General features: G+C 67.8%; 19 protein-coding genes and 4 pseudogenes. 12 read left to right on the forward strand and 11 right to left on the reverse strand.

Features of this window, described 5'->3' with window-relative positions:
• Positions 1–52: 52 nt before the first annotated feature.
• The 7 genes and pseudogenes from VJT49_RS31255 to VJT49_RS31285 all read left to right on the forward strand — a co-directional run bounded on the left by VJT49_RS31255 (position 53) and on the right by VJT49_RS31285 (position 6,018).
• Positions 53–325 carry a DUF6412 domain-containing protein gene (locus VJT49_RS31255; protein WP_324168560.1) on the forward strand — a complete coding sequence of 91 codons (273 nt, stop codon included), beginning with the start codon at positions 53–55 and terminating at the stop codon, positions 323–325.
• A gap of 37 nt (positions 326–362) precedes the next feature.
• Positions 363–998, forward strand: coding sequence for a YidC/Oxa1 family membrane protein insertase (locus tag VJT49_RS31260; protein WP_324168561.1), 636 nt, complete (start codon positions 363–365; stop codon positions 996–998).
• A gap of 269 nt (positions 999–1,267) precedes the next feature.
• Positions 1,268–2,527: a cytochrome P450 gene (locus VJT49_RS31265; protein WP_324168562.1), complete on the forward strand. Its 1,260-nt coding sequence runs from the start codon at positions 1,268–1,270 to the stop codon at positions 2,525–2,527.
• Between the two features lie 187 nt (positions 2,528–2,714).
• A complete protein-coding gene (locus tag VJT49_RS31270) occupies positions 2,715–4,373 on the forward strand; it encodes a sialidase family protein (RefSeq protein WP_324168563.1) in 1,659 nt (552 codons plus the stop codon).
• A gap of 198 nt (positions 4,374–4,571) precedes the next feature.
• A pseudogene (locus tag VJT49_RS31275) lies at positions 4,572–4,997 on the forward strand (alcohol dehydrogenase catalytic domain-containing protein); the annotation flags it as partial.
• 48 nt (positions 4,998–5,045) lie between these two features.
• Positions 5,046–5,291 (forward strand): annotated as a pseudogene (locus VJT49_RS31280) (sugar ABC transporter permease); the annotation flags it as partial.
• Positions 5,288–6,018 (forward strand): annotated as a pseudogene (locus VJT49_RS31285) (carbohydrate ABC transporter permease). The pseudogenes VJT49_RS31280 and VJT49_RS31285, both read left to right, overlap by 4 nt.
• 57 nt (positions 6,019–6,075) lie before the next feature.
• Here the strand turns inward: VJT49_RS31285 and VJT49_RS31290 are convergent.
• Positions 6,076–6,267: a ferredoxin gene (locus VJT49_RS31290; protein ID WP_324168564.1), complete on the reverse strand. Its 192-nt coding sequence runs from the start codon at positions 6,265–6,267 to the stop codon at positions 6,076–6,078.
• A gap of 144 nt (positions 6,268–6,411) precedes the next feature.
• Positions 6,412–7,596 (reverse strand): cytochrome P450, encoded by a 1,185-nt coding sequence (locus tag VJT49_RS31295; protein WP_324168565.1) that lies wholly within the window; start codon positions 7,594–7,596, stop codon positions 6,412–6,414.
• 309 nt (positions 7,597–7,905) lie between these two features.
• On the opposite strand from VJT49_RS31295, the gene VJT49_RS31300 reads away from it, so the two are divergent.
• Positions 7,906–8,463 (forward strand): TetR/AcrR family transcriptional regulator, encoded by a 558-nt coding sequence (locus VJT49_RS31300; protein ID WP_324168566.1) that lies wholly within the window; start codon positions 7,906–7,908, stop codon positions 8,461–8,463.
• Positions 8,464–8,632: 169 nt separating this feature from the next.
• Here the strand turns inward: VJT49_RS31300 and VJT49_RS31305 are convergent, their stop codons facing one another.
• The 4 genes from VJT49_RS31305 to VJT49_RS31320 all read right to left on the reverse strand — a co-directional run bounded on the left by VJT49_RS31305 (position 8,633) and on the right by VJT49_RS31320 (position 12,595).
• Positions 8,633–9,499, reverse strand: a complete 867-nt coding sequence (locus VJT49_RS31305) for an aldehyde dehydrogenase family protein (protein WP_324168567.1) — start codon at positions 9,497–9,499, stop codon at positions 8,633–8,635.
• Positions 9,492–10,925: an aldehyde dehydrogenase family protein gene (locus VJT49_RS31310; RefSeq protein ID WP_324168568.1), complete on the reverse strand. Its 1,434-nt coding sequence runs from the start codon at positions 10,923–10,925 to the stop codon at positions 9,492–9,494. Before VJT49_RS31310 ends, VJT49_RS31305 begins: the two co-directional genes overlap by 8 nt.
• A gap of 5 nt (positions 10,926–10,930) precedes the next feature.
• On the reverse strand, positions 10,931–11,875 hold the full coding sequence (gene deoC, locus VJT49_RS31315; protein WP_324168569.1) for a deoxyribose-phosphate aldolase: 945 nt from the start codon (positions 11,873–11,875) through the stop codon (positions 10,931–10,933).
• 132 nt (positions 11,876–12,007) lie between these two features.
• Entirely contained in the window at positions 12,008–12,595 is a 588-nt protein-coding gene (locus VJT49_RS31320) for a DUF1707 SHOCT-like domain-containing protein (RefSeq protein ID WP_324168589.1), read from the reverse strand.
• 93 nt (positions 12,596–12,688) lie between these two features.
• On the opposite strand from VJT49_RS31320, the gene upp reads away from it, so the two are divergent.
• The gene (gene upp / locus VJT49_RS31325) at positions 12,689–13,312 is read left to right on the forward strand and encodes a uracil phosphoribosyltransferase (protein ID WP_324168570.1); all 624 of its coding nucleotides are present in this window, start codon (positions 12,689–12,691) and stop codon (positions 13,310–13,312) included.
• A gap of 5 nt (positions 13,313–13,317) precedes the next feature.
• On the opposite strand, the gene VJT49_RS31330 is transcribed toward upp, so the two are convergent.
• Both VJT49_RS31330 and VJT49_RS31335 read right to left on the reverse strand, forming a co-directional pair.
• The gene (locus VJT49_RS31330) at positions 13,318–13,443 is read right to left on the reverse strand and encodes a hypothetical protein (protein WP_324168571.1); all 126 of its coding nucleotides are present in this window, start codon (positions 13,441–13,443) and stop codon (positions 13,318–13,320) included.
• Between the two features lie 170 nt (positions 13,444–13,613).
• Complete coding sequence (locus tag VJT49_RS31335) at positions 13,614–14,219, reverse strand: TetR/AcrR family transcriptional regulator (RefSeq protein ID WP_324168572.1); 606 nt, start codon at positions 14,217–14,219, stop codon at positions 13,614–13,616.
• 129 nt (positions 14,220–14,348) lie between these two features.
• On the opposite strand from VJT49_RS31335, the gene VJT49_RS31340 reads away from it, so the two are divergent.
• From VJT49_RS31340 to VJT49_RS31350, 3 genes are read left to right on the forward strand one after another with little or no spacing between them, the layout of a single operon-like run.
• Positions 14,349–14,750 (forward strand): MerR family transcriptional regulator, encoded by a 402-nt coding sequence (locus VJT49_RS31340; RefSeq protein WP_324168573.1) that lies wholly within the window; start codon positions 14,349–14,351, stop codon positions 14,748–14,750.
• The gene (locus VJT49_RS31345) at positions 14,747–15,724 is read left to right on the forward strand and encodes an aldo/keto reductase (RefSeq protein ID WP_324168574.1); all 978 of its coding nucleotides are present in this window, start codon (positions 14,747–14,749) and stop codon (positions 15,722–15,724) included. Before VJT49_RS31340 ends, VJT49_RS31345 begins: the two co-directional genes overlap by 4 nt.
• A 60-nt stretch (positions 15,725–15,784) precedes the next feature.
• Positions 15,785–16,711, forward strand: a complete 927-nt coding sequence (locus VJT49_RS31350; RefSeq protein WP_324168590.1) for an aldo/keto reductase — start codon at positions 15,785–15,787, stop codon at positions 16,709–16,711.
• Positions 16,712–16,906: 195 nt separating this feature from the next.
• Here VJT49_RS31350 and VJT49_RS31355 read toward each other — a convergent pair.
• The 3 genes and pseudogenes from VJT49_RS31355 to VJT49_RS31365 all read right to left on the reverse strand — a co-directional run.
• A pseudogene (locus tag VJT49_RS31355) lies at positions 16,907–17,301 on the reverse strand (hypothetical protein).
• A 20-nt stretch (positions 17,302–17,321) separates the two neighbouring features.
• Positions 17,322–17,771 carry a flavodoxin family protein gene (locus tag VJT49_RS31360; protein WP_324168575.1) on the reverse strand — a complete coding sequence of 150 codons (450 nt, stop codon included), beginning with the start codon at positions 17,769–17,771 and terminating at the stop codon, positions 17,322–17,324.
• A 402-nt stretch (positions 17,772–18,173) separates the two neighbouring features.
• The coding region (locus VJT49_RS31365) for a hypothetical protein (RefSeq protein ID WP_324168576.1) at positions 18,174–18,380 on the reverse strand (207 nt) is incomplete at its 5' end.

Below are 18,380 nucleotides of genomic sequence, written 5' to 3' on the forward strand. Positions count from 1 at the left end.
CGCGTGAGTTCCACGTTCGGTGGCACGAGAGCGGTATTGTGGCGGAGTGCCCATGGGGTTGTGGACGGTCGTCCTGGCGCTGAACACAGTCCCGGGAGACCTCTTCATGAACCCGGCCGCGATGCTCGCGATCGCGTCGGTGCTGGCTGCCGGGTTGGTCGTGGTCGTCGCCGTCCAGCGGATCGACATCGCGACCGCACCCGTGCGGGTCAAGGGCGTCGCGTTGCGGGAAAGGTCGAGGCACACGGCCTTTCTCCGGTTGCGGGATCCGGGCGCGCCGGGTCGCAGCCGCCCCCGGGCGCCGGGTCGAACGAACACGGACTGATTCGGTTTTTTCCCATATCTTTCTCTTTGGAGTATCCGTGTTTCTCGACCTGCCCGTTTCCGCTGCCTATCACGTTGTGACCTGGCTCGCTTCGGCGACCGGGGTCGCGCTCGCCATCGTCGTGTTCACCGTTTGTGTGCGCGTGCTCCTGCTGCCGTTGGGCGCGGCCGCCGCCCGCGGCGACAAGGCTCGCGCCAAGTTGATGCCGCGCATCCAACGGCTGCGGGAGCGCTATCGCGACAACCCGCGACGCCTGCATGCCGAAATAGCCCGGCTTCAGCAGGAATCCGGGACTTCGATGTTCGCCGGCTGCTTGCCGATGCTCGTGCAGATCCCGTTCTTCATGGTGCTGTACCGGTTGTTCAGCTCGTCGATGGTGAGCGGCCAGGCGAACACCCTGCTCGACGGAACCCTGCTGGGCGCGCCGCTCGGCCAGCACTTCCTCACCGCCGGACCACACCAGTGGGTGTTCCTGGGGTTGTTCGCGCTGCTGGCCGTGGTCGCCTGGGTTTCGGCACGGTGGCAGGCGAAGCACGGGCCGGGACCCGCGGCGCTGCGCCTGCTGCCGTACGGCACCATGCTGGTGGCGGCGGTCGTCCCGCTCGCGGCCGGCCTGTACCTGCTGGTTACGAACACATGGAGTGTTGTCGAGCGTGCCGTCTTCTACGGCTAGCTGCACCGATTGGTACTCCTCGGCCCCAGCGCCGGGGCCGAGCTGCACAGCTGGTTCGAAACGGCCCGCAACTGCCGGTGTGGCGAGCGTGTTCGTGTGACTCGCGTCCTATTCCGGCACTCGCCGTCATCTCGATCTTCTCGCTGGGACACCGGAATGGCCGGAAGAGGTCGAGACCGAATGGGCCGCGCCTGTCAACGGTATTTCGGAAACGCTTCGGCTGGAGCCGACAGGCCGGTTCTCAGCCCTGCCCGGGTAACATCCGCCGTATGGCCGATGTTCGCTCCCGCATCCTCACCTGGGCTGGGCGCAAGTACCTCGAGCGAAAGCTGAAAAAGGGTGTCGACCTGCTTTCGCTGCTGCCCGGCTCCACGCTGATGCCGTTGCGGCGGAGGAGCCTCGACCCGGTCCCCGAGTTGGGGGCGACCGAGCCGGTGAGCCGGCTGCCACTGCCGTTCGGGCTGCGGGCGTGGCTGGTCACCGGGTACGCGGAAGCCAGGGAAGTGCTGGTCGCGACCGGCAAGTTCAGCAACGACTACACGAACCTGATGGGCACCACGGCGATGTCCGCGGAGCAGAACCCGGGCGGGCTCGGCTTCGCGGACCCACCGGACCACACCCGGTTGCGCAAGCTGCTGGCGCCGGAATTCACCATGCGCAGGCTGTCCCGGCTCACCCCCCGGATCCACGCCGTGGTCGAAGAACGGCTCGACGCGATGGCGGCCGCCGACGGGCCGGTCGACCTGATGCAGGAGTTCGCTCTGCCCATCCCGTCGCTGGTGATCTGCGAACTGCTCGGCGTCTCCTACGAGGACCGCGCCGACTTCCAGCGGCACAGCATGGCGCGGTTCGATCTCTTCGCCGGGGTCGGCGCGTCCTTCGGCGCGATATCGGAATCACTGGCCTACCTGCTGAAGGTCGTGGCGAAGCAGCGCGAGTCGCCAGGGGACGGCTTGCTCGGCATGCTCATCAAGGAGCACGGTGACGAGATCGACGACCGGGAGCTGGCCGGACTCGCTGACGGCGTGCTCACCGGTGGTTTCGAGACAACGGCGAGCATGCTGGCGCTGGGCGCCGTCGTGCTGCTGCGCGACCGGGAACAATTCGACCTGATCCGCCGGGACGACGAGGCGATCGAGCCGTTCGTCGAGGAATTGCTGCGGTATCTCACCGTGGTTCAGGTCGCGTTCCCGCGTTTCGCCAGCGAGCGCGTCGAGGTCGGCGGTGCGCGGATCGAGCCGGGGGACATCGTGTTCGTGTCGCTGAGCGGGGCGAACCGCGACGCCGCCGCGATGGGCGAGGACCCGGACCTGGTCGATCCCGCCCGGGACGCGGCGCCGCACCTGGCGTTCGGGTGGGGCGCGCACCGGTGCGTGGGAGCCGAACTCGGCCGCATGGAGCTTCGCGCCGCGTATCCGGCGCTGGTCCGGCGTTTCCCCCAGCTGCGCCTGGTCGTCGCCCCCGACAAGCTTTCCTACCGTCAAACGTCCATTGTGTACGGAGTCGACTCGTTGCCCGTCCTTCTGTAGAGCTGCCGCCTCCAGGCTCAATCGGCCGAATGGCCGCATCGCGCCGCCAGTTATGTCCGAAAAGTCAGTCCAAAAGTCGGTTCCCGGCCGGTCTAGGATTTGGTGCGATTTTTCGAGGCGGTTTTCGGGAGGAATTCGGGTGCAAAGACCATGGTCACGGCGAGGCCTTTTCCTCGCCCTTTTGTCCGTGCTCGCCGTCTTGGCCGCCGGGACACCGGCCGCGGCGGCCACTGGTGGGATGCCACACAATCCGTTGCTGAAAGAGCGTTTCGCGGAGGGTGGTGACGACGATCTCGGCGATGAGCCCGCCGTTTCCGCGCTGTGCCAGAGCTATCTCGGGAAACCCAGCCCGTATCGTCCGTTGTTTCCCAACGTGGACATGATCAGCGGGGACACCACAGTTCCGGTCGGTGCCCAAGCCGGCTGTGGTTCCGCACAGAACGAGACGCCGATCGCGGTCAATCCCGAGAACCCGCGCAACCTGGTCGCCGGTGCGAACGACTACCGGGTGTTCAACGCGCGGGAGAACCGAAACGATGCATCCGGCTACGCCTACACCACCTTCGACGGTGGCCAGACCTGGAAGGACGTGCAGTTGCCGCACCTCGTCTACCAGACCGGGGCGGCCGGCGCACTGTCCTACATGGACTCCGCGGGGGACCCGGCGATCGCGTTCGGCCCGCACGGCACGGTCTACTACTCGAACCTCGTGTTCAGCCGCGCCGACGTGCCTGCCAACCAGCAGCAGGCCAGCGGCATCGCCGTGTCGGTGTCCCACGACGGCGGCCTGAGCTGGGGTGATCCGGTAATCCTGCGCCTGGACGGGGTCACACCACAGGGCACCCCGGCCCCGACGTCGATCTTCAACGACAAGGAGTGGATCGCCGCGGATCCCCGGAGCGGCACGGTCTATGTCACCTGGACCCAGTTCACCTACGACTCGGCCGGGAACTTTGTCGAATCACCGGTGGTCGCGTCCACGTCCCACGACTTCGGCCGTACCTGGTCCGGACCGGTGCGAATTTCCCCGTCGATGAGCGGTTTCACCGGCGGAATCACCTCCTTCGGCACGGGCACGAGCCCGCAGGTGGCCAACGACGGAACGCTCTACGTGGCGTATGAGTCGTCGGTGTGCGCGACCGCGGCCTGCGACCAAAAGAGCGACCATGACGCGATCGTGCTGGCCACCTCGCGAGATGGCGGCCGCAGCTTCCAGAACAAGGAAGTGGCGACCGACTATGACTTCCCGGTCAACGAAGACACCGGCGACAGCTCGCTGACCGGGGAGAACTTCCGGATCGACAGCTTCCCGCAGCTGGCCTACGACCGGACCGTCAACCACCTCTGGGTGACCTGGGCCGACGACCGCAACGGCCAGTACGACGGGACGGGCAAGTCGGTCAAGACCCAGGGCGACGTGATTGTGTCCGACGCCGTCGCGGGCGGGCCGTGGTCGAAGCCGTCGGTCATCCACGGCGTGGCGGACGAGGTGTTCCCGGCTGTGGCCGTGTTCGGCAACCGGGTGGCGGTCACCTTCTATACCCGCTCGTATGACCCGAAGGGTATCGGCTTGGACTACGCGTACACGGTGGGCTGGGGCTCGTCCGTGGCCGCGGCGCCGATCCGGCGGATCACCACGCAGACGGCCAACCCGCAGGTCCAGTTCCCGGCTATCGGCGCGGTGTCCGGTGACGTGCTGCAGGGCTTGTTCATCGGTGACTACACGGGCGCCGTCATGGGCTCCGACTTCCTGCTCCATCCCGTGTGGACGGATTTCCGGGGGAGCCCCGGCACGACGACGCCCAACCAGGACGCCGTCACCGCGGCCATCCCGGCTCTCTACTGATCCGGCAGACCCTCTTGCGACGATCGGCGGGACTTCACCGGCCCCGCCGATCGTCGTCTCCCGGGCCGCTCATGTGAGCGCCTCAACCCCTTCTGATTGACGTGTGGCAGGCGCGCGCCTTTCAATGCTTGGGTGGGACAACAAGGCGATAACCGCAGTCGTGTAGGTGCTCATTCGAGCGCCGGAAAGGGCGAGGGCATGCGCGCCGCGATCATTGATCAGCCGGGCTCGATCAGGGTCGGTGAGCAGGCCGATCCGGTGCCGGGGCCGCGCCAAGTCGTGATCAGGGTCGGAGCGTGCGGCATCTGCGGCACCGACCTGCACATCGCCGACGCTCATTTCCCGCCGACGCCCTATCCGATCGTGCCCGGCCACGAGTTCGCCGGGGAGATCGTCGAGTTGGGGCCGGACGTGCCGGGCGGCTGGCAGGCCGGCGATCGGGTGGCCGTGGACCCGTCGCTGTTCTGCGGCTACTGCGGTCCGTGCCGGGCAGGCCGCGGCAACCTGTGCGAGAACTGGGGCGCGACCGGCGACACCGTGGACGGCGCGTTCGCCGAATATGTCGCCGTTCCGTCCGCGAACTGCCACCGCCTGCCCGACCACGTGAGCTGGCAGGCAGGTTCGTGTTGCTGCGGTGATCTTCGCGCGCGCCTGGTTCTCCGGCATTTGTAGCTCGCCGCGCTGCTCGGCGCGATCTACGTCGTGAACCTCGACGCGATCTTCCTGATGACCCAGGGCGGTCCCGACACCGCGAGCACCAACCTGCCGTACTACATCTACCAGCGCGCCTTCCAGGGCTTCGACATCGGCGAGTCCTCGGCGATGGGCGTGATCGTGGTGATCCTGCCCCTGATCGTGGCCACCTTCGCGCTGCGCCTGATGTCCCGCGCCTTCGACGTCAGCAAGGGGGTCAGATGAGGAAGCTCGGTCTCGCCGCGCTGACCGCGGCTACCTGGGTGGTCGCGATCCTGTTCGTGTTCCCCCGCCTACACCGACCCGCCCCAAGGTGCTGTTCTCGCCGACGCTGTCCCAGTTCGCCGGGATCATCGAGCGCGGTTTCCTGCCCTACCTGGCGAACTCCGGATTCGTCACGGTGCTGTCGACGCTGATCGTGCTCCTGCTGGGTGTGCCCGCGGCCTACGCACTCTCGCTCGCGTCGGTACCGAAGACGAGCAAGGCGCTCGGCTTCTTCCTGTCCACGAAGATGCTGCCGATCGTCGCCGCGATCACGCCGCTGGATGTGATCTCACAGAGGACACAGCCTGGACAACGTGTGGGCGCTGGTCATCCTGCTACACGGCGATGAACCTGCCGCTGGCGATCCGGATGATGCGCTCGTTCTTCCTCGAGGTGCCCGGCTAGATGATCGAAGCCGGTCGCATCGACGGTGCGAAACTGCCGACCCTGTTGTACAAGGTGGCCACCGCCCTGATCTGCGTGATCTTCTCGTGGACCGAGTTCTTCTCCGCGGTCGACCTCACCGCGGCCCGCGCGGGCACGGTGCCGGTGTTCCTGGTCGGCTTCATCACCAGCGAGGGTCTGTACCGGGCTCAGCTGTCGGCCGCGGCCCTGCTCGCGTCGCTACCGGTGATGGGTCGTGCAGAACCACCTCGTCCGTGAGCTTTCGATGGGCGCGGTGCAGTAGGCCGCATGACGGTGCGGTTCCGCTACCCGCACCGCTACGCAAGCCGTTGCCAAGGATTCAATCCTCGACCAGGGAGAGGGCGCCGCTGGGGCAGATGCGCACGGCTTCCTCCGCCTTGCCGAGGTCCTTCGGGTGCTCGACGAGCACGATGACCGTGCCGTCATCCTCGCTCTGGTCGAACACCTCGGGGTCGGTGAGCACACACTGGCCGGCGCCGACACAAACGTCCGTGTCCGCGACTATCCGCATGATTTCTCTCCTCTGTGTTCAAAACACGTGTGCGGGTAGACAGCCCAGGACGTCCGTTGTCGGCCGCCGGCCGGCAGCGACGGCGTCCTGCCTCCCCGGCCCCGTACGCTGTTGCTGTCCGTCACACGTTTCGAATAGCGTTCCCTACCAAGTCACCGGGAGTTCATAGACACCATAGACGCTCGCGTCGTCCTTGAACGGTATTTCGTCTCTTGGCACCGCCAGCTTCAGGCCCGGGATACGGGCGAACAGGGTGTCGAAGACGATCTGGAGTTCGAGCCTGGCCAGGTTCTGGCCGAGGCACTGGTGCGCGCCGAAACCGAAGGCGACGTGGTGCCGCGCCCCGCGTCCGATGTCGAGTGACATGGCGTCGGCGAAGACGTCGGGGTCGTGGTTGGCCATGTTCGCCAGCGCCAGCACCCCTTCGCCGGTCTTGATCAGCACGCCGCCGATCTCGATGTCCTCCTTGGCCAGCCGGGAAACGCCGAGGTCGACGATCGACCAGTACCGCAGGAGTTCCTCGACCGCCCCGGGAGTCTTCGCGGGATCCGCTTTGATCGCGGCCAGATCCTCGGGGTGTTCGAGCAGGCCGATCGTGCCGAGTGAGATCATGTTCGCGGTGGTCTCGTGCCCGGCGATCAGCAGCACGAACGCCATGGAAACCAGGCTTTCGTGGTCGAGCGCCCTCTCCTCGCGCTGCTTGACGATCAGCCTGCCGAGCAGATCCTCGGGCGGATCCGCCTCCTTCGCGGTCACCAGCTTGTCGAGGTAGGTCCAGAGACCGTCGACCGCGGCCCTGCGTTCCGCCACGGAGGCGTGCCGCTCGAGCAGTTTGGCCGAGTGGGTCTGGAAGAAGTCGTGGTCGCGGTACGGGACGCCGAGCAGTTCGCAGATGACCAGCGACGGCACCGGAAGCGAGAGCGCCTGGACGAGGTCGACGGGCCGTGGTCCGGCGAGCATGGCGTCGACGTGTCCGTCCACGATCTCCTGGATGTGGGGTCGCAGCGCCGCCATGCGCTTGACCGTGAACTCACCGACCACGGCGCGACGAACCGGCCCGTGCTCCGGCGGATCCAGCGAGAGGATCGAGCGCTTGAACAGCCCTACGCTCTGCTGCTGCTCCTTGACCAGGAACGGGAACTCCGGCTTCGTGCGGTCGGCGCTGAACCTGGGGTCGGTCAGCATGACGCGGATGTCCTCGAGCCGGGTCAGCGCCCACGCCTGCTTGCCGGTGGGCAGGGTGACCCGGGAGATCGGCGCTTCCTCCCGCAGCCGGACGTGTTCGGCGTGCGGGGCGTGCGGGCAGGTACGGGTGATGGGGAGAGACATCGTTGAATTCCTCACCAGGTCACAGGAAGCTCGTGCAGGCCGTAGAGGTTTCCGTCGTTCTTGAAGGGGAGTTCGTCGACGGCCGCCGCGAGCTCGGGGATCCGGGCGAACAGCGTGTCGAAGAAACGAGCTGATCAGTCACGACTCCACCCCGATCGGAACGGCGAGTATGCGGAAAGTTACTTTCCGCTTGACGTTCACAATATCGAAACAGGACTACGCTGTCCAACCCGATTTCCTGCCTTGGGTGAAACGGACAGCACGGCAGGTTTTGGTGGCTACCTCTCAACCGGATGAGACAATTCGGGAATGACGGCCGGTCCCGAGACACCGCTGCGGTCCGGCGCGCGGCGCAACCGAGACCAGATCATCGCCGCCGCCAAGGCGATGTTCCTGGAGCTCGGCCCCGACGTGCCGATGGAGGGGATCGCCCGCCAGGCGGGGGTCGGGGTCGGCACCCTCTACCGGCGCTTTCCGGACCGGGTGGCGCTGATCCGCGCGGTCGCGCGGCACAACTTCGGCACCGTCCTCGAGCAGGTGCGCGCCGCGGCCGACGAAGAGCCGACGGCCTGGGAGGCGATCGTGCGGCTCCTGAGCCGCTCGCGCGAGCTGAGGCTCACCGTGCAACTGGCGCTGGTGTCGCCGCTGAGCTGGGCGGTCATCCGCGACGACGAAACCACCCATGAGATCCAGGACGAGATCATGGCCGTGCTCGACGACCTCGTCCGGTCCGCCCAGGCGGAGGGAAAGATGCGCGGCGACGTCGGCGCCGGCGACCTCGCGGTGATGTGCTCGCTCCTGCTCCGCAGGGTGGACCTGGCCTCAGGCAAGGACCCGGACCTGATCCTGGACCGGCGCTGGTCGTGATCCTCGACGGTCTTCGCGCGACCTCGGACATCACCCCGATGCCGGGCCGCCCCGTCACCCGCGAAGACATCCGCCACCACTAGCGCGAGTCGGGCTTTCGGGACGCGCGAGTCGGGCCTTCGGGACACTCGAGTCCCGGTTTCGCGTCGTCCGAGTTCCGCCGTGCCCGCTAAACGCCCATCGGGTGCCAGACGGTCTTGGCTTCGAGGTAGCGGCGCAGCCGGGCGATGTCCGGCCGCGCGGTCCAGTCGGGTTCCTCGTCCGGCACGGACAACACTCGCTTGACCGTCCCGGCGGCCTCCCGGGCCAGCCCGGTGCGGGTTTCGACGTCGGCGCCGGTCGGATCCAGCGCGTTGACGTCGCCATGGGAAGCCAGCCACGGGCCGAGTTCGGCCGCCCGGCCGGTGAGGATGTTGGCCACGCCGCCCGGCAGATCCGAGGTCGCCAGCACCTCGGACAGCGTGATCGCGGGAAGCGGCCGTTCCCTGCTGCTCACCACCACCGCCGTGCAGCCCGAAGCCAGCACCGGGGCCAGCACGCTCACCAGGCCGAGCAGCGACGACCGCTGCGGCGCGAGCACCGCGGCCACGCCGGTCGGTTCCGGCACGGTGAACGAGAAGTACGGCCCCGCCACGGGGTTGGCCGCGCCGAGCACGCTCGCGATCTTGTCGGTCCACCCCGCGTACCACACCCACCTGTCCACTGCGGCGTCCACAATGGACTCCGCGGTGCGGCCCGGGACCCCTTCCGCGGCGGCCACCTCCGCGGCGAACTGCTCGCGCCGGCCCTCCAGCATCTCCGCCACCCGGTAAAGCACCTGGCCGCGGTTGTAGGCCGTGGCGCCGGACCAACCGGGGAAGGCCTTGCGGGCGGCGGATACCGCGTCCCGGACATCCTTGCGCGAGGCGTGTGCCGCGTTGGCGAGAAAGCGGCCCTTGCTGTCGTGCACGGGATACACCCGGCCCGACTCCGAACGCGGGAATTTCCCGCCGATGAACAGCTTGTAGGTCTTGGCCACCGAAATCCGGTCAGACATCGAGATAAGCCTCCAGACCGGTGCGGCCACCCTCGCGGCCGAACCCCGACTCCTGGTAACCGCCGAACGGCGCGGCCGGATCGAAACGGTTGAAAGTGTTGGCCCACACCACGCCCGCGCGGAGGCGGTCGGCGATCGCGAGGATCCGGGATCCCTTTTCGGTCCAGATCCCGGCCGAGAGCCCGTACGGTGTGTTGTTGGCCTTCGCGACCGCCTCGTCCGGGGTGCGGAAGGTGAGTACGGACAGCACCGGGCCGAAGATCTCCTCGCGGGCGATCCGCATCGACTGATGTACGTCGGAGAACACGGTCGGCGCGAAGAAGAATCCGCGCTCCGGTACCGGGCAGGGGCTGGTCCAGCGCCGCGCGCCCTCGGCGTCGCCGGACTCGGTCAGTTCACGGATCCTCGCCAGTTGTCCGGCCGAGTTGATCGCGCCGATGTCGGTGTTCTTGTCCAGCGGATCGCCGAGCCGCAGGGTGGAGATCCGGTGCCGCAGCCTGTCCAGCAGTTCGTCCACAATGGATTCCTGGGCGAGCAGCCTCGACCCGGCGCAGCACACGTGTCCCTGGTTGAAGAAGATCCCGTTCACGATGCCCTCGACGGCCTGGTCCAGCGGGGCGTCGTCGAAGACGATGTTGGCCGCCTTTCCGCCGAGTTCCAGGGTCAGCTTCTTGCGCGTGCCCGCGACCTCCCGCTGGATCAGCTTGCCGACCTCGGTGGATCCGGTGAAAGCGATCTTGTCGACCCCGGCATGGCGCACGATCTCCCCGCCGACGTCGCCCGCTCCGGGCAGGATGTTCACCACGCCCGGCGGCAGCCCGGCCTGCTGGCAGATCTCGCCGAACACCAGCGCGGTCAGTGGGGTGGTCTCCGCGGGCTTGAGCACGACGGTGTTGCCGGTGGCCAGTGCGGGCGCGATCTTCCACGCGAGCATCAGCAGCGGAAAGTTCCACGGGATGATCTGCCCGGCCACGCCCAGCGGTTTCGGATCCGGGCCGAAGCCGGCGTACTCCAGTTTGTCCGCCCATCCCGCGTGGTAGAAGAAGTGCGCGGCGACCGTCGGCAGGTCGGAGTCGCGGGATTCCTTGACGGGCTTGCCGTTGTCCAGGGTTTCCAGCACGGCCAGTTCGCGGGACCGTTCCTGGATGAGCCGGGCGATCCGGAACAGGTACTTGGCGCGCTCGGCGCCCGGCATCGGACCCCACGTCTTTTCGAAGGCCCGGCGCGCCGCGCGGACCGCTTTGTCCACATCGGAGCCGGAGGCGGTGCTGACCTCGGCGAGGACTTCCTCGGTGGCGGGGTTGACGGTCTTGAGCGGTTCACCGCCGCCGTCGGCGAATTCGCCGTCGATGAACGGTCGGTAGCTCGGCTTGAGATTCGCCAGCTCTCGTGATTCCGGTGCCGGTGCGTATTCGAAGAGGGCCATCAGTCTCATTCGGGTATGTAGTCGGGGCCGCTGTAGTGGCCGTCGAGCTGGGTGCGGCGCTGCATCAGCAGATCGTTGAGCAGGCTGGACGCGCCGAACCGGAACAACTCCGGGGTGAGCCACTGCTCCCCGGCGACCTCGTGCACCGCGACCAGGTACCGGATCGCGTCCTTGGTCGTGCGGATGCCGCCGGCCGGCTTGACGCCGCGCAACTCGCCGGTCGTGGTGAACCAGTCGCGGACGGCCTGCAGCATCACGTGCGTGACCGGCAGCGTCGCCGCCGGGGAGACCTTGCCCGTGGAGGTCTTGATGAAGTCGCCGCCGGCCAGCAGTGCCAGCCAGGACGCGCGGCGCACGTTGTCGTAGGTGGCCAGCTCGCCGGTCTCCAGGATGACCTTGAGATGCGCCTGGCCACACGCGGCCTTGACCACCTGGATCTCCTCGAACACCTGCCCGTACCGGCCTTCGAGGAACGCGCCCCGGTCGATCACCATGTCGACCTCGGTGGCTCCCGACTCCACCGCCAGCGCGACGTCGGCCAGCTTGACCTCCCGGCTCGACCGCCCGGACGGGAAGGCCGTCGCGACGCTGGCGACGCCGATTCCGGTGCCACGCAGGCTTTCCACCGCGGTTGCCACGAGATCGGGATAGACACAGACCGCGGCGACCCGCGGGGTGCCCGGTCGTTCCGGGTCGGGCCGCTTGGCCTTGGCGGCCAGTGCACGGACCTTGTGGTGGGTGTCGGCACCTTCGAGGGTGGTCAGGTCCACCATGGAGATCGCGGTGTCGATCGCCCAGAGCTTCGACGCCTTCTTGATGCCGCGGGTGGCCAGTGAGGCGGCTCTGGCTTCCACACCGACCTGGTCGACGCCGGGCAGGCCGCGCAGGAACCGGAGCAGGCTCGCGTCGTCGCGGGTCGCGTCGGCCAGCTCGGCGACGAGTGTGGTCATGAAGCCGAGTGTAGGCCAGCGGACGTGCGGACCCGGCGAGCGCGCGGGACGCGGGCCGCACCTACCCCCGGAAAATGCGGCCTGCCGGCGGGTCCCACCCTTTGTTGCCTGCTGCCCCGCAAACGTTGTGCACTATGCCTTGCGTGGTTTCCTGACGACCGTGACCCCGCCCCAGAGGGCCAGGCCGTTGATCCGCACCACCGGTGCGTCCGGCGGGGGAGTGCCGGCGCCCGGGCGGTCCTGGCTTTCGAAGGCGCCCATGAAGCCGACGCCGGTGACCTCGACGATGATGTCGTCGGGCACCACGATGTCGATGCCGCCCATGATCGCGACCGCGGTGATGGTGGAGGTCCGCCCAGCGAAACGGGCGTCGCGCAGGTCGATGTCCACGCCGCCCCAGAACGCGAAGCTGTTGTACTGCGCGGGCACCACCCAGTTGCCCTTGCGGCTCGCGCCCGACATGATCGCGATGGAGGTCGTCGAGCCGGGGGTGCCGCCGATCCGGCTGTCCGGGACGAGCACGCGCGGCGAGGCGGGCTCCAGTACGCCGGAGGAGGCGCCGGGCAGATCCGCGATCGGCGGTTCGAGCTCGGCCAGGGTCTTCGCGGCGTACACGGCGCTCAAGCGTTCATCCAGCTCGTCCACCGTGATCCGGCCTTCGGACAGCGCGTTGTGCAGAATCTGCGCGATCCGCTCCCGGTCGGCGTTGGAGGCCCGCATCGGCGGTCGCTCAGGCTGTTCGGTCACGGATCGAGCCTATCGGCCCAGCGGTGTCGGCATTACCGAAACGCGCGGGTGTTACCGTGACCGCTCATGGACGTGCTCGTCGTCGACCACCCGCTGGCCAAGGACCGGCTGTCGACCATGCGCGACGCCCGCACGGACAGCGCCGCCTTCCGCGCCGCGCTGCACGAGCTGACTGTCATGCTCATCTACGAGGCCACCCGGGACGCCCCGGTGCGCGCCGAGCGCATCCACACTCCGGTCGCGCGTACCGATGCCTACCGCCTGGCGAACCCGCCGTTGCTGGTGCCGGTGCTGCGTGCCGGTCTCGGGATGGCCGACCAGGCGCACAAGCTGATCCCGTCGGCCCAGATGGGTTTCGTGGGGCTGGCCCGTGACGAGACCACGCTCGAGCCGATGCCGTACATGGAGTCGCTGCCGGAGAACCTGGCCGACCGCCCGGTGTTCGTGCTCGATCCGATGCTCGCCACCGGTGGCTCGATGGCATACACGATCCGGCTGCTCACCGATCGTGGCGCCACCGACGTCACGGCGATCTGCGCGCTCGCGGCGCCCGAGGGGCTCAAGCATCTCCGGGACTCCGGGCTGCCGGTGCGGGTGGTGACCGCGAGCATCGACGAGCGGCTCAACGACTCGGGCTTCATCGTCCCCGGTCTCGGTGACGCGGGCGACCGGCAGTACGGCGCCCGCTGACCCGGCTACTGGAAGCTCGCGAGCGGGTCGATCACCAGCACGCCCAGGTCGGGATCCCAGCCCTGCACCCGGCCGAGGCAGCGCGCCTGGAAGGTGCCGTGGGGCACCTTGCGGCGCAGCCAGCCCGTCACGCAGGTGTGATCAGCCCGCCATCGCGGAGCAGGCCGCGGGGCCGAACCGAAAGAGAAAGCGTTTTCGCCGATGAAATTCAGGCCGGTGAGCCACGCTCGGAAACAGCCTCGGTGGCCCCGCGAATTCAAGGTGAGCCACCTCCGTGCGGTCGGCGCGGAACGGCTACACGTTACCGTCCGCGGTCGACCGCTGACCATCCCTCGGCATGCGCGCGTAACGCCCGTTCGTAGGCGGCGCCGACATCGAGCCCGGGCGGCAGGTTGCCGTTGAGTTCCAGGGATACCAGCCCGTGCACGATGCCCCACGCGCTGATCGCGATCACCGCGGGGTCGACGTCGGAGAACGTCCCGGATTCGATCCCGGCGCGGACTGTCGCCAGCAGCGGGTCCAGCGTGCGCCGGGCCAGTTCGGTGGCCTCGGGGCTGGCCTCGAAACCCGGCACCGCCTTGGTGAACATGATCGAGTACAGGTGCGGATCGGCCAGCGCGCTTTCCCGGTAGGCCAGGCCGAGGCCGACGAGATCGGCTATCGGATCGGCACCGCGCCCGACGGATTTCATCCGGCTTTCGAAGCGCTGGAAGCCCTCGGTGTAGAGGGCGTTGACCAGGTCGGGCTTGCTGCCGAACAGCGAGTAGACCGCCGTGGTCGAGGTGCCGGCGTCGCTGGCGAGTCTGCGCAGGCTGAGCGCTTTCGGGCCCTCGGTGGACAGCAGCTCACCCGCACGATCGAGCAGGCGGAGCCGGAGGGCCTCGTCGTGGGTTCGGGGCCGTGCCATGCGCCAAGCGTATCGCAACACTGTTACAGAAGCCTGGTGGCGGGATTTGACCTGGAGTGCACTCCAGGTCGTACCGTGAGTTCGTGAGGAACGAGGGACACGAGGGGCACGAGGGAAACGAGGACGCCGATGAGCTACCCGATAGCGGAAGCCGCACGACGGAGTGGCCTGTCCATCGACACCCTCCGGTACTACGAGCGCATCAAGCTGGTGGACCCACCGGCGCGTGATGCGGCGGGGCGCCGGGCCTACTCGGACGACGACCTCGCGTGGCTGGAGTTCCTGACCAAGCTGCGCACCACCGGCATGCCCATCAAGATGATGCGGGAGTACGCGCAGCTGCGACGGCACGGTCGGGCCGCCGCCCCGCGGCGCATGGACATCCTGGTCGAGCAGCGGCGCTCGGTGCGGGCCCGGATCGCGGAACTTCAGTCCTGCTTGGACGTTCTGGACTACAAGATCGACAACTACGACCGCGTGTGCCGGGAACTCGTCGGCACGGGCGGGTTGAGGGAGGAAATCTCCGCATGATCCCCACCAGGAAGCTTGGTGAACTCGTGGTCGGCGCCCAGGGCCTGGGCTGCATGGGAATGAGCCAGGCGTACGGCGTCCGTGGCAACGACGAGGAATCGGTCGCCACCGTTCACCGGGCACTCGAACTCGGTGTCACCCTGCTCGACACGGCGAACGTCTACGGCAGGGGCGAGAACGAAGAACTCGTCGGCCGGGCGATCAAGGGCCGCCGGGAACAGGTCGTGCTGGCCACGAAGTTCGGCATCGTCTTCACCGAGCAGGGCATGTCTGCCCGGGGCGACGCCGCTTACGTCAAGCAGTGCTGCGAGGATTCGCTGCGACGGCTGGGCGTGGACCATATCGACCTCTACTATCAGCACCGGGTCGACGTCGAACGGGTCGAGGAGACCTGGGGCGCCCTGGCCGAGTTGGTGGCCGAGGGCAAGGTGCGTCACCTCGGCATCTCGGAGGCATCGGCGGAGACGATCCGCCGGGCGCACGCCGTGCATCCGGTCACCGCGTTGCAGAGCGAGTGGTCGTTGTGGACGCGGGACATCGAGGCCGAGGTCCTGCCCACCTGCCGCGAACTCGGCATCGGCATCGTCCCGTTCTCGCCGCTGGGCCGGGGCTTTCTGACCGGGTCCATCACCTCGGTGAACGAGCTTCCCGCCGACGACCTGCGTCGCGGCCTGCCGCGTTTCTCCGGCGACAATCTCGACCGCAACCTCGCGATCGTCGAGGCGTTGCGCGAACTCGCCGCCGAAAAGGGCGTGACCGCCGGTCAACTGGCGCTGGCCTGGGTGCAGCACCAGGGGCAGGACGTGGTGCCGATTCCGGGTACGAAGCGGCGGAAGTACCTGGAAGAGAACGTCGCCGCGGCAGAGCTTGAACTGTCCGAAGAGGACATTCGTAGGATCGGGGCGGCCGCACCACCGGAAGCGGTCGTGGGAGCCCGTTACCCGGAAAGTCTGGCGCGAGCCGCAGGGAAGTGAGCGAAAGTGCGTACTCGGAAACTCGGTGAGTTGGAGGTCGGCGAGCAGGGCCTCGGCTGCATGGGAATGAGCGACTTCTACGGCACGGGCGACGACGCCGAGTCCGTGGCCACCATTCACCGTGCGATCGAGCTGGGCGTGACCCTGTTCGACACGGCGGACGCGTATGGCTTCGGAGCCAACGAAGAACTCGTCGGGCGGGCTGTCCGGGATCGTCGCGACAAGGTGGTCCTGGCTACGAAGTTCGCCATCGTCCGCGACCGGTCCGATCCGACGGTCCGCGGGGTCCGGGGTGACCCCGCCTACGTCCGGCAGGCGGTCGAAGCGTCGTTGAAACGCCTGGGCACCGACCACATCGACCTGTACTACCAGCACCGGGTCGACCCGGACACACCGATCGAAGACACGGTCGGGGCGATGGCCGAACTGGTGCGTGAGGGCAAGGTGCGCTACCTCGGGCTGTCCGAGGCGTCCGCGGCGACGATCCGCCGGGCGCACGCCGTGCATCCGGTCACCGCGTTGCAGAGCGAGTGGTCGTTGTGGACGCGGGACATCGAGGCCGAGGTCCTGCCCACCTGCCGCGAACTCGGCATCGGGATCGTGCCGTACTCGCCACTCGGCCGCGGATTCCTCACCGGCCGATTCACGTCCCAAAAGGACTTCGAGGAGGGCGACATCCGGCAGGAGTCGATGCCGCGGTTCGCTGACGGAAACCTCGAGCGCAACCTGGCGATCGTCGAGGCGCTGCGTGAACTCGCGGCCGAAAAGGGGGCCACCGCCGGGCAGCTCGCGCTCGCATGGGTGCGGCACCAGGGGGCCGACGTGGTGCCGATTCCCGGCACGAAGCGCCGTAAGTACCTTGAGGAGAACGTGGCCGCCACGGACATCGTTCTCGCGCCGGGGGAACTGACCGCGATCGAGGACGCGGTGCCCGCGCCCACCGGGGATCGCTACGGCGCCGCGATGATGAACACCCTCAACCGCTGAGTGTGTCCTACCAGCGCGATCGGATTCGCGTAGACAGGCCGTGGCTTGCCCACGGCTGTCACCCTCGCGCTCCTGGCCGAGTTTGCACAGTTCCAGGGGTCGACGTGTGCAGGTGGCGCCCCGCAACCGGGTCGCCACCTGCCGCGGCGCAGGTCAGCTCCTGGCCGGGATCGTCGTGCTCCTCGAGTTGTCGAGCTAGGCCACCGCTGTTCCGTAGGCTGCCATCAGCATGGCGGCGGCCACGAGTCCCGCCCCGCCGACGGTCACGCCGTGTGCCAGCGACTTGCGCGGCAACAGCTGCGGGAACAGCCCGCCGGGCTGGGCCAGTACGCCGAACAGCAGCAGGAAGCAGGTCACCCAGCGCCCGGCTTCGCCAAGTCCTCCGCCGGCCACCAGTTGGAGCGTGATCAGGGTCAGCACCAGCAGCACCCCGGCGTGCGCGTGGCCGGCGCGGAACCAGCCCGCCTGGGCCTCGCTCAGCTCCCCTTCTTCAGGAGCCTGAACAGGGAGTATCCGCCGAACATGACGGTGGGTAGCGACACCAGGGCAACCACGGTGAACAACTGGACAAGTCCGGTCGAAGTCGTCATGCGGCTATCGTAACATCGTTTTATAACAACGTTGCAGCAACTGTCGCGCCCAGTTCCCAGCACGCCTCCAGGTCCGCCTTCGTCGGTTCGCCGGTGACCGTGACCGCCGCCGAGACCTGGCTCCAGCCCAACCCGGTGGTGATCGACTCGATGCCGCGCACGGTCCCGGAGACGTCACTGCCGCCGTGTACGTAGTACCCGAACGGACGATCTCTGGTCGCGTCCAGGCACGGGTAGTAGATCTGGTCGAAGAAGTGCTTGAGCGCTCCCGACATGTAGCCGAGGTTGGCGGTGGTGCCGAGGAGATAGCCGTCGGCGGCGAGCACGTCGGGCACGGTCGCGGCGAGCGCGGGACGGCGGACGACGGTGACCCCCTCGATCTCGTCCGTGGTGGCCCCGGACACGACGGCCTCGAACATCGCCTGCAGGTTCGGCGACGGCGTGTGGTGCACGATGAGCAAGGTCGGCATGCCTGCCGAGGCTGCCCGTTACCGACGCGACGCGCAATTCACTCGGCCGGCGCGGGGTGAGCCTGCCGGATGTCCGGGCCGGCGACGGCGGACATGCGGCGGAGCGCCGTCCACCGGATTCCAGGGGTCGGCCAGGGATTGGTCGCCTTGGACGTCACCGATCGGTCGACGCGGCCACCAAGGTCGTCGAACGGGACTACGGCCGCTTGGACATCCCCGGACGACGGTCCCCAGGGCGAGTGCGACACGGACGGGGGAATCCCGCCTCGGCAAGTCGCCGAGCTGCGGTTTTGCTGTTAAGGGACCCCCTGCACGGGCCTGTTTTCGGCACCTGTTAATCTTTTCTTCGTCGCCAGGGAGACCGGGCCGGCGGGGCGGAAAACCCCGAGCGGTAGCGGTCGCTCAAGGAGCAAACCCCAAGCGGATCGAAGGATTCGGGCCGGGGTAGGCTACGGCCTGGTGGAAGTTAAGTAGTAGTGGTGTGTTGTTTGAGAACTCAACAGTGTGTTTTGATGAATATGCCAGTAGTTTTTTGTGCCCTTTTTGGGTTTTTGGTTTTGATGTTTGTGAGTCGATCGGGCTTTTCTGGTTGTTGTTGGAGAGTTTGAT

Origin of the sequence: Amycolatopsis sp. (assembly GCF_035276945.1) — a bacterium.
Taxonomy (GTDB): domain Bacteria; phylum Actinomycetota; class Actinomycetes; order Mycobacteriales; family Pseudonocardiaceae; genus Amycolatopsis_E.

What these genes read in the sequence shown, in the direction of transcription:
- VJT49_RS31255 (WP_324168560.1), top strand. Translation starts at nt 53, where the DNA reads ATGGGGTTGTGGACGGTCGTCCTGGCGCTGAACACAGTCCCGGGAGAC.
- VJT49_RS31340 (WP_324168573.1), top strand. Translation starts at nt 14,349, where the DNA reads ATGAGCTACCCGATAGCGGAAGCCGCACGACGGAGTGGCCTGTCCATC.
- VJT49_RS31290 (WP_324168564.1), bottom strand. Translation starts at nt 6,267, where the DNA reads ATGCGGATAGTCGCGGACACGGACGTTTGTGTCGGCGCCGGCCAGTGT.
- VJT49_RS31265 (WP_324168562.1), top strand. Translation starts at nt 1,268, where the DNA reads ATGGCCGATGTTCGCTCCCGCATCCTCACCTGGGCTGGGCGCAAGTAC.
- deoC (WP_324168569.1), bottom strand. Translation starts at nt 11,875, where the DNA reads ATGACCACACTCGTCGCCGAGCTGGCCGACGCGACCCGCGACGACGCG.
- VJT49_RS31335 (WP_324168572.1), bottom strand. Translation starts at nt 14,219, where the DNA reads ATGGCACGGCCCCGAACCCACGACGAGGCCCTCCGGCTCCGCCTGCTC.
- VJT49_RS31345 (WP_324168574.1), top strand. Translation starts at nt 14,747, where the DNA reads ATGATCCCCACCAGGAAGCTTGGTGAACTCGTGGTCGGCGCCCAGGGC.
- VJT49_RS31360 (WP_324168575.1), bottom strand. Translation starts at nt 17,771, where the DNA reads ATGCCGACCTTGCTCATCGTGCACCACACGCCGTCGCCGAACCTGCAG.
- VJT49_RS31295 (WP_324168565.1), bottom strand. Translation starts at nt 7,596, where the DNA reads ATGTCTCTCCCCATCACCCGTACCTGCCCGCACGCCCCGCACGCCGAA.
- upp (WP_324168570.1), top strand. Translation starts at nt 12,689, where the DNA reads ATGGACGTGCTCGTCGTCGACCACCCGCTGGCCAAGGACCGGCTGTCG.
- VJT49_RS31300 (WP_324168566.1), top strand. Translation starts at nt 7,906, where the DNA reads ATGACGGCCGGTCCCGAGACACCGCTGCGGTCCGGCGCGCGGCGCAAC.
- VJT49_RS31320 (WP_324168589.1), bottom strand. Translation starts at nt 12,595, where the DNA reads ATGCGGGCCTCCAACGCCGACCGGGAGCGGATCGCGCAGATTCTGCAC.
- VJT49_RS31305 (WP_324168567.1), bottom strand. Translation starts at nt 9,499, where the DNA reads ATGTCTGACCGGATTTCGGTGGCCAAGACCTACAAGCTGTTCATCGGC.
- VJT49_RS31310 (WP_324168568.1), bottom strand. Translation starts at nt 10,925, where the DNA reads ATGGCCCTCTTCGAATACGCACCGGCACCGGAATCACGAGAGCTGGCG.
- VJT49_RS31350 (WP_324168590.1), top strand. Translation starts at nt 15,785, where the DNA reads ATGGGAATGAGCGACTTCTACGGCACGGGCGACGACGCCGAGTCCGTG.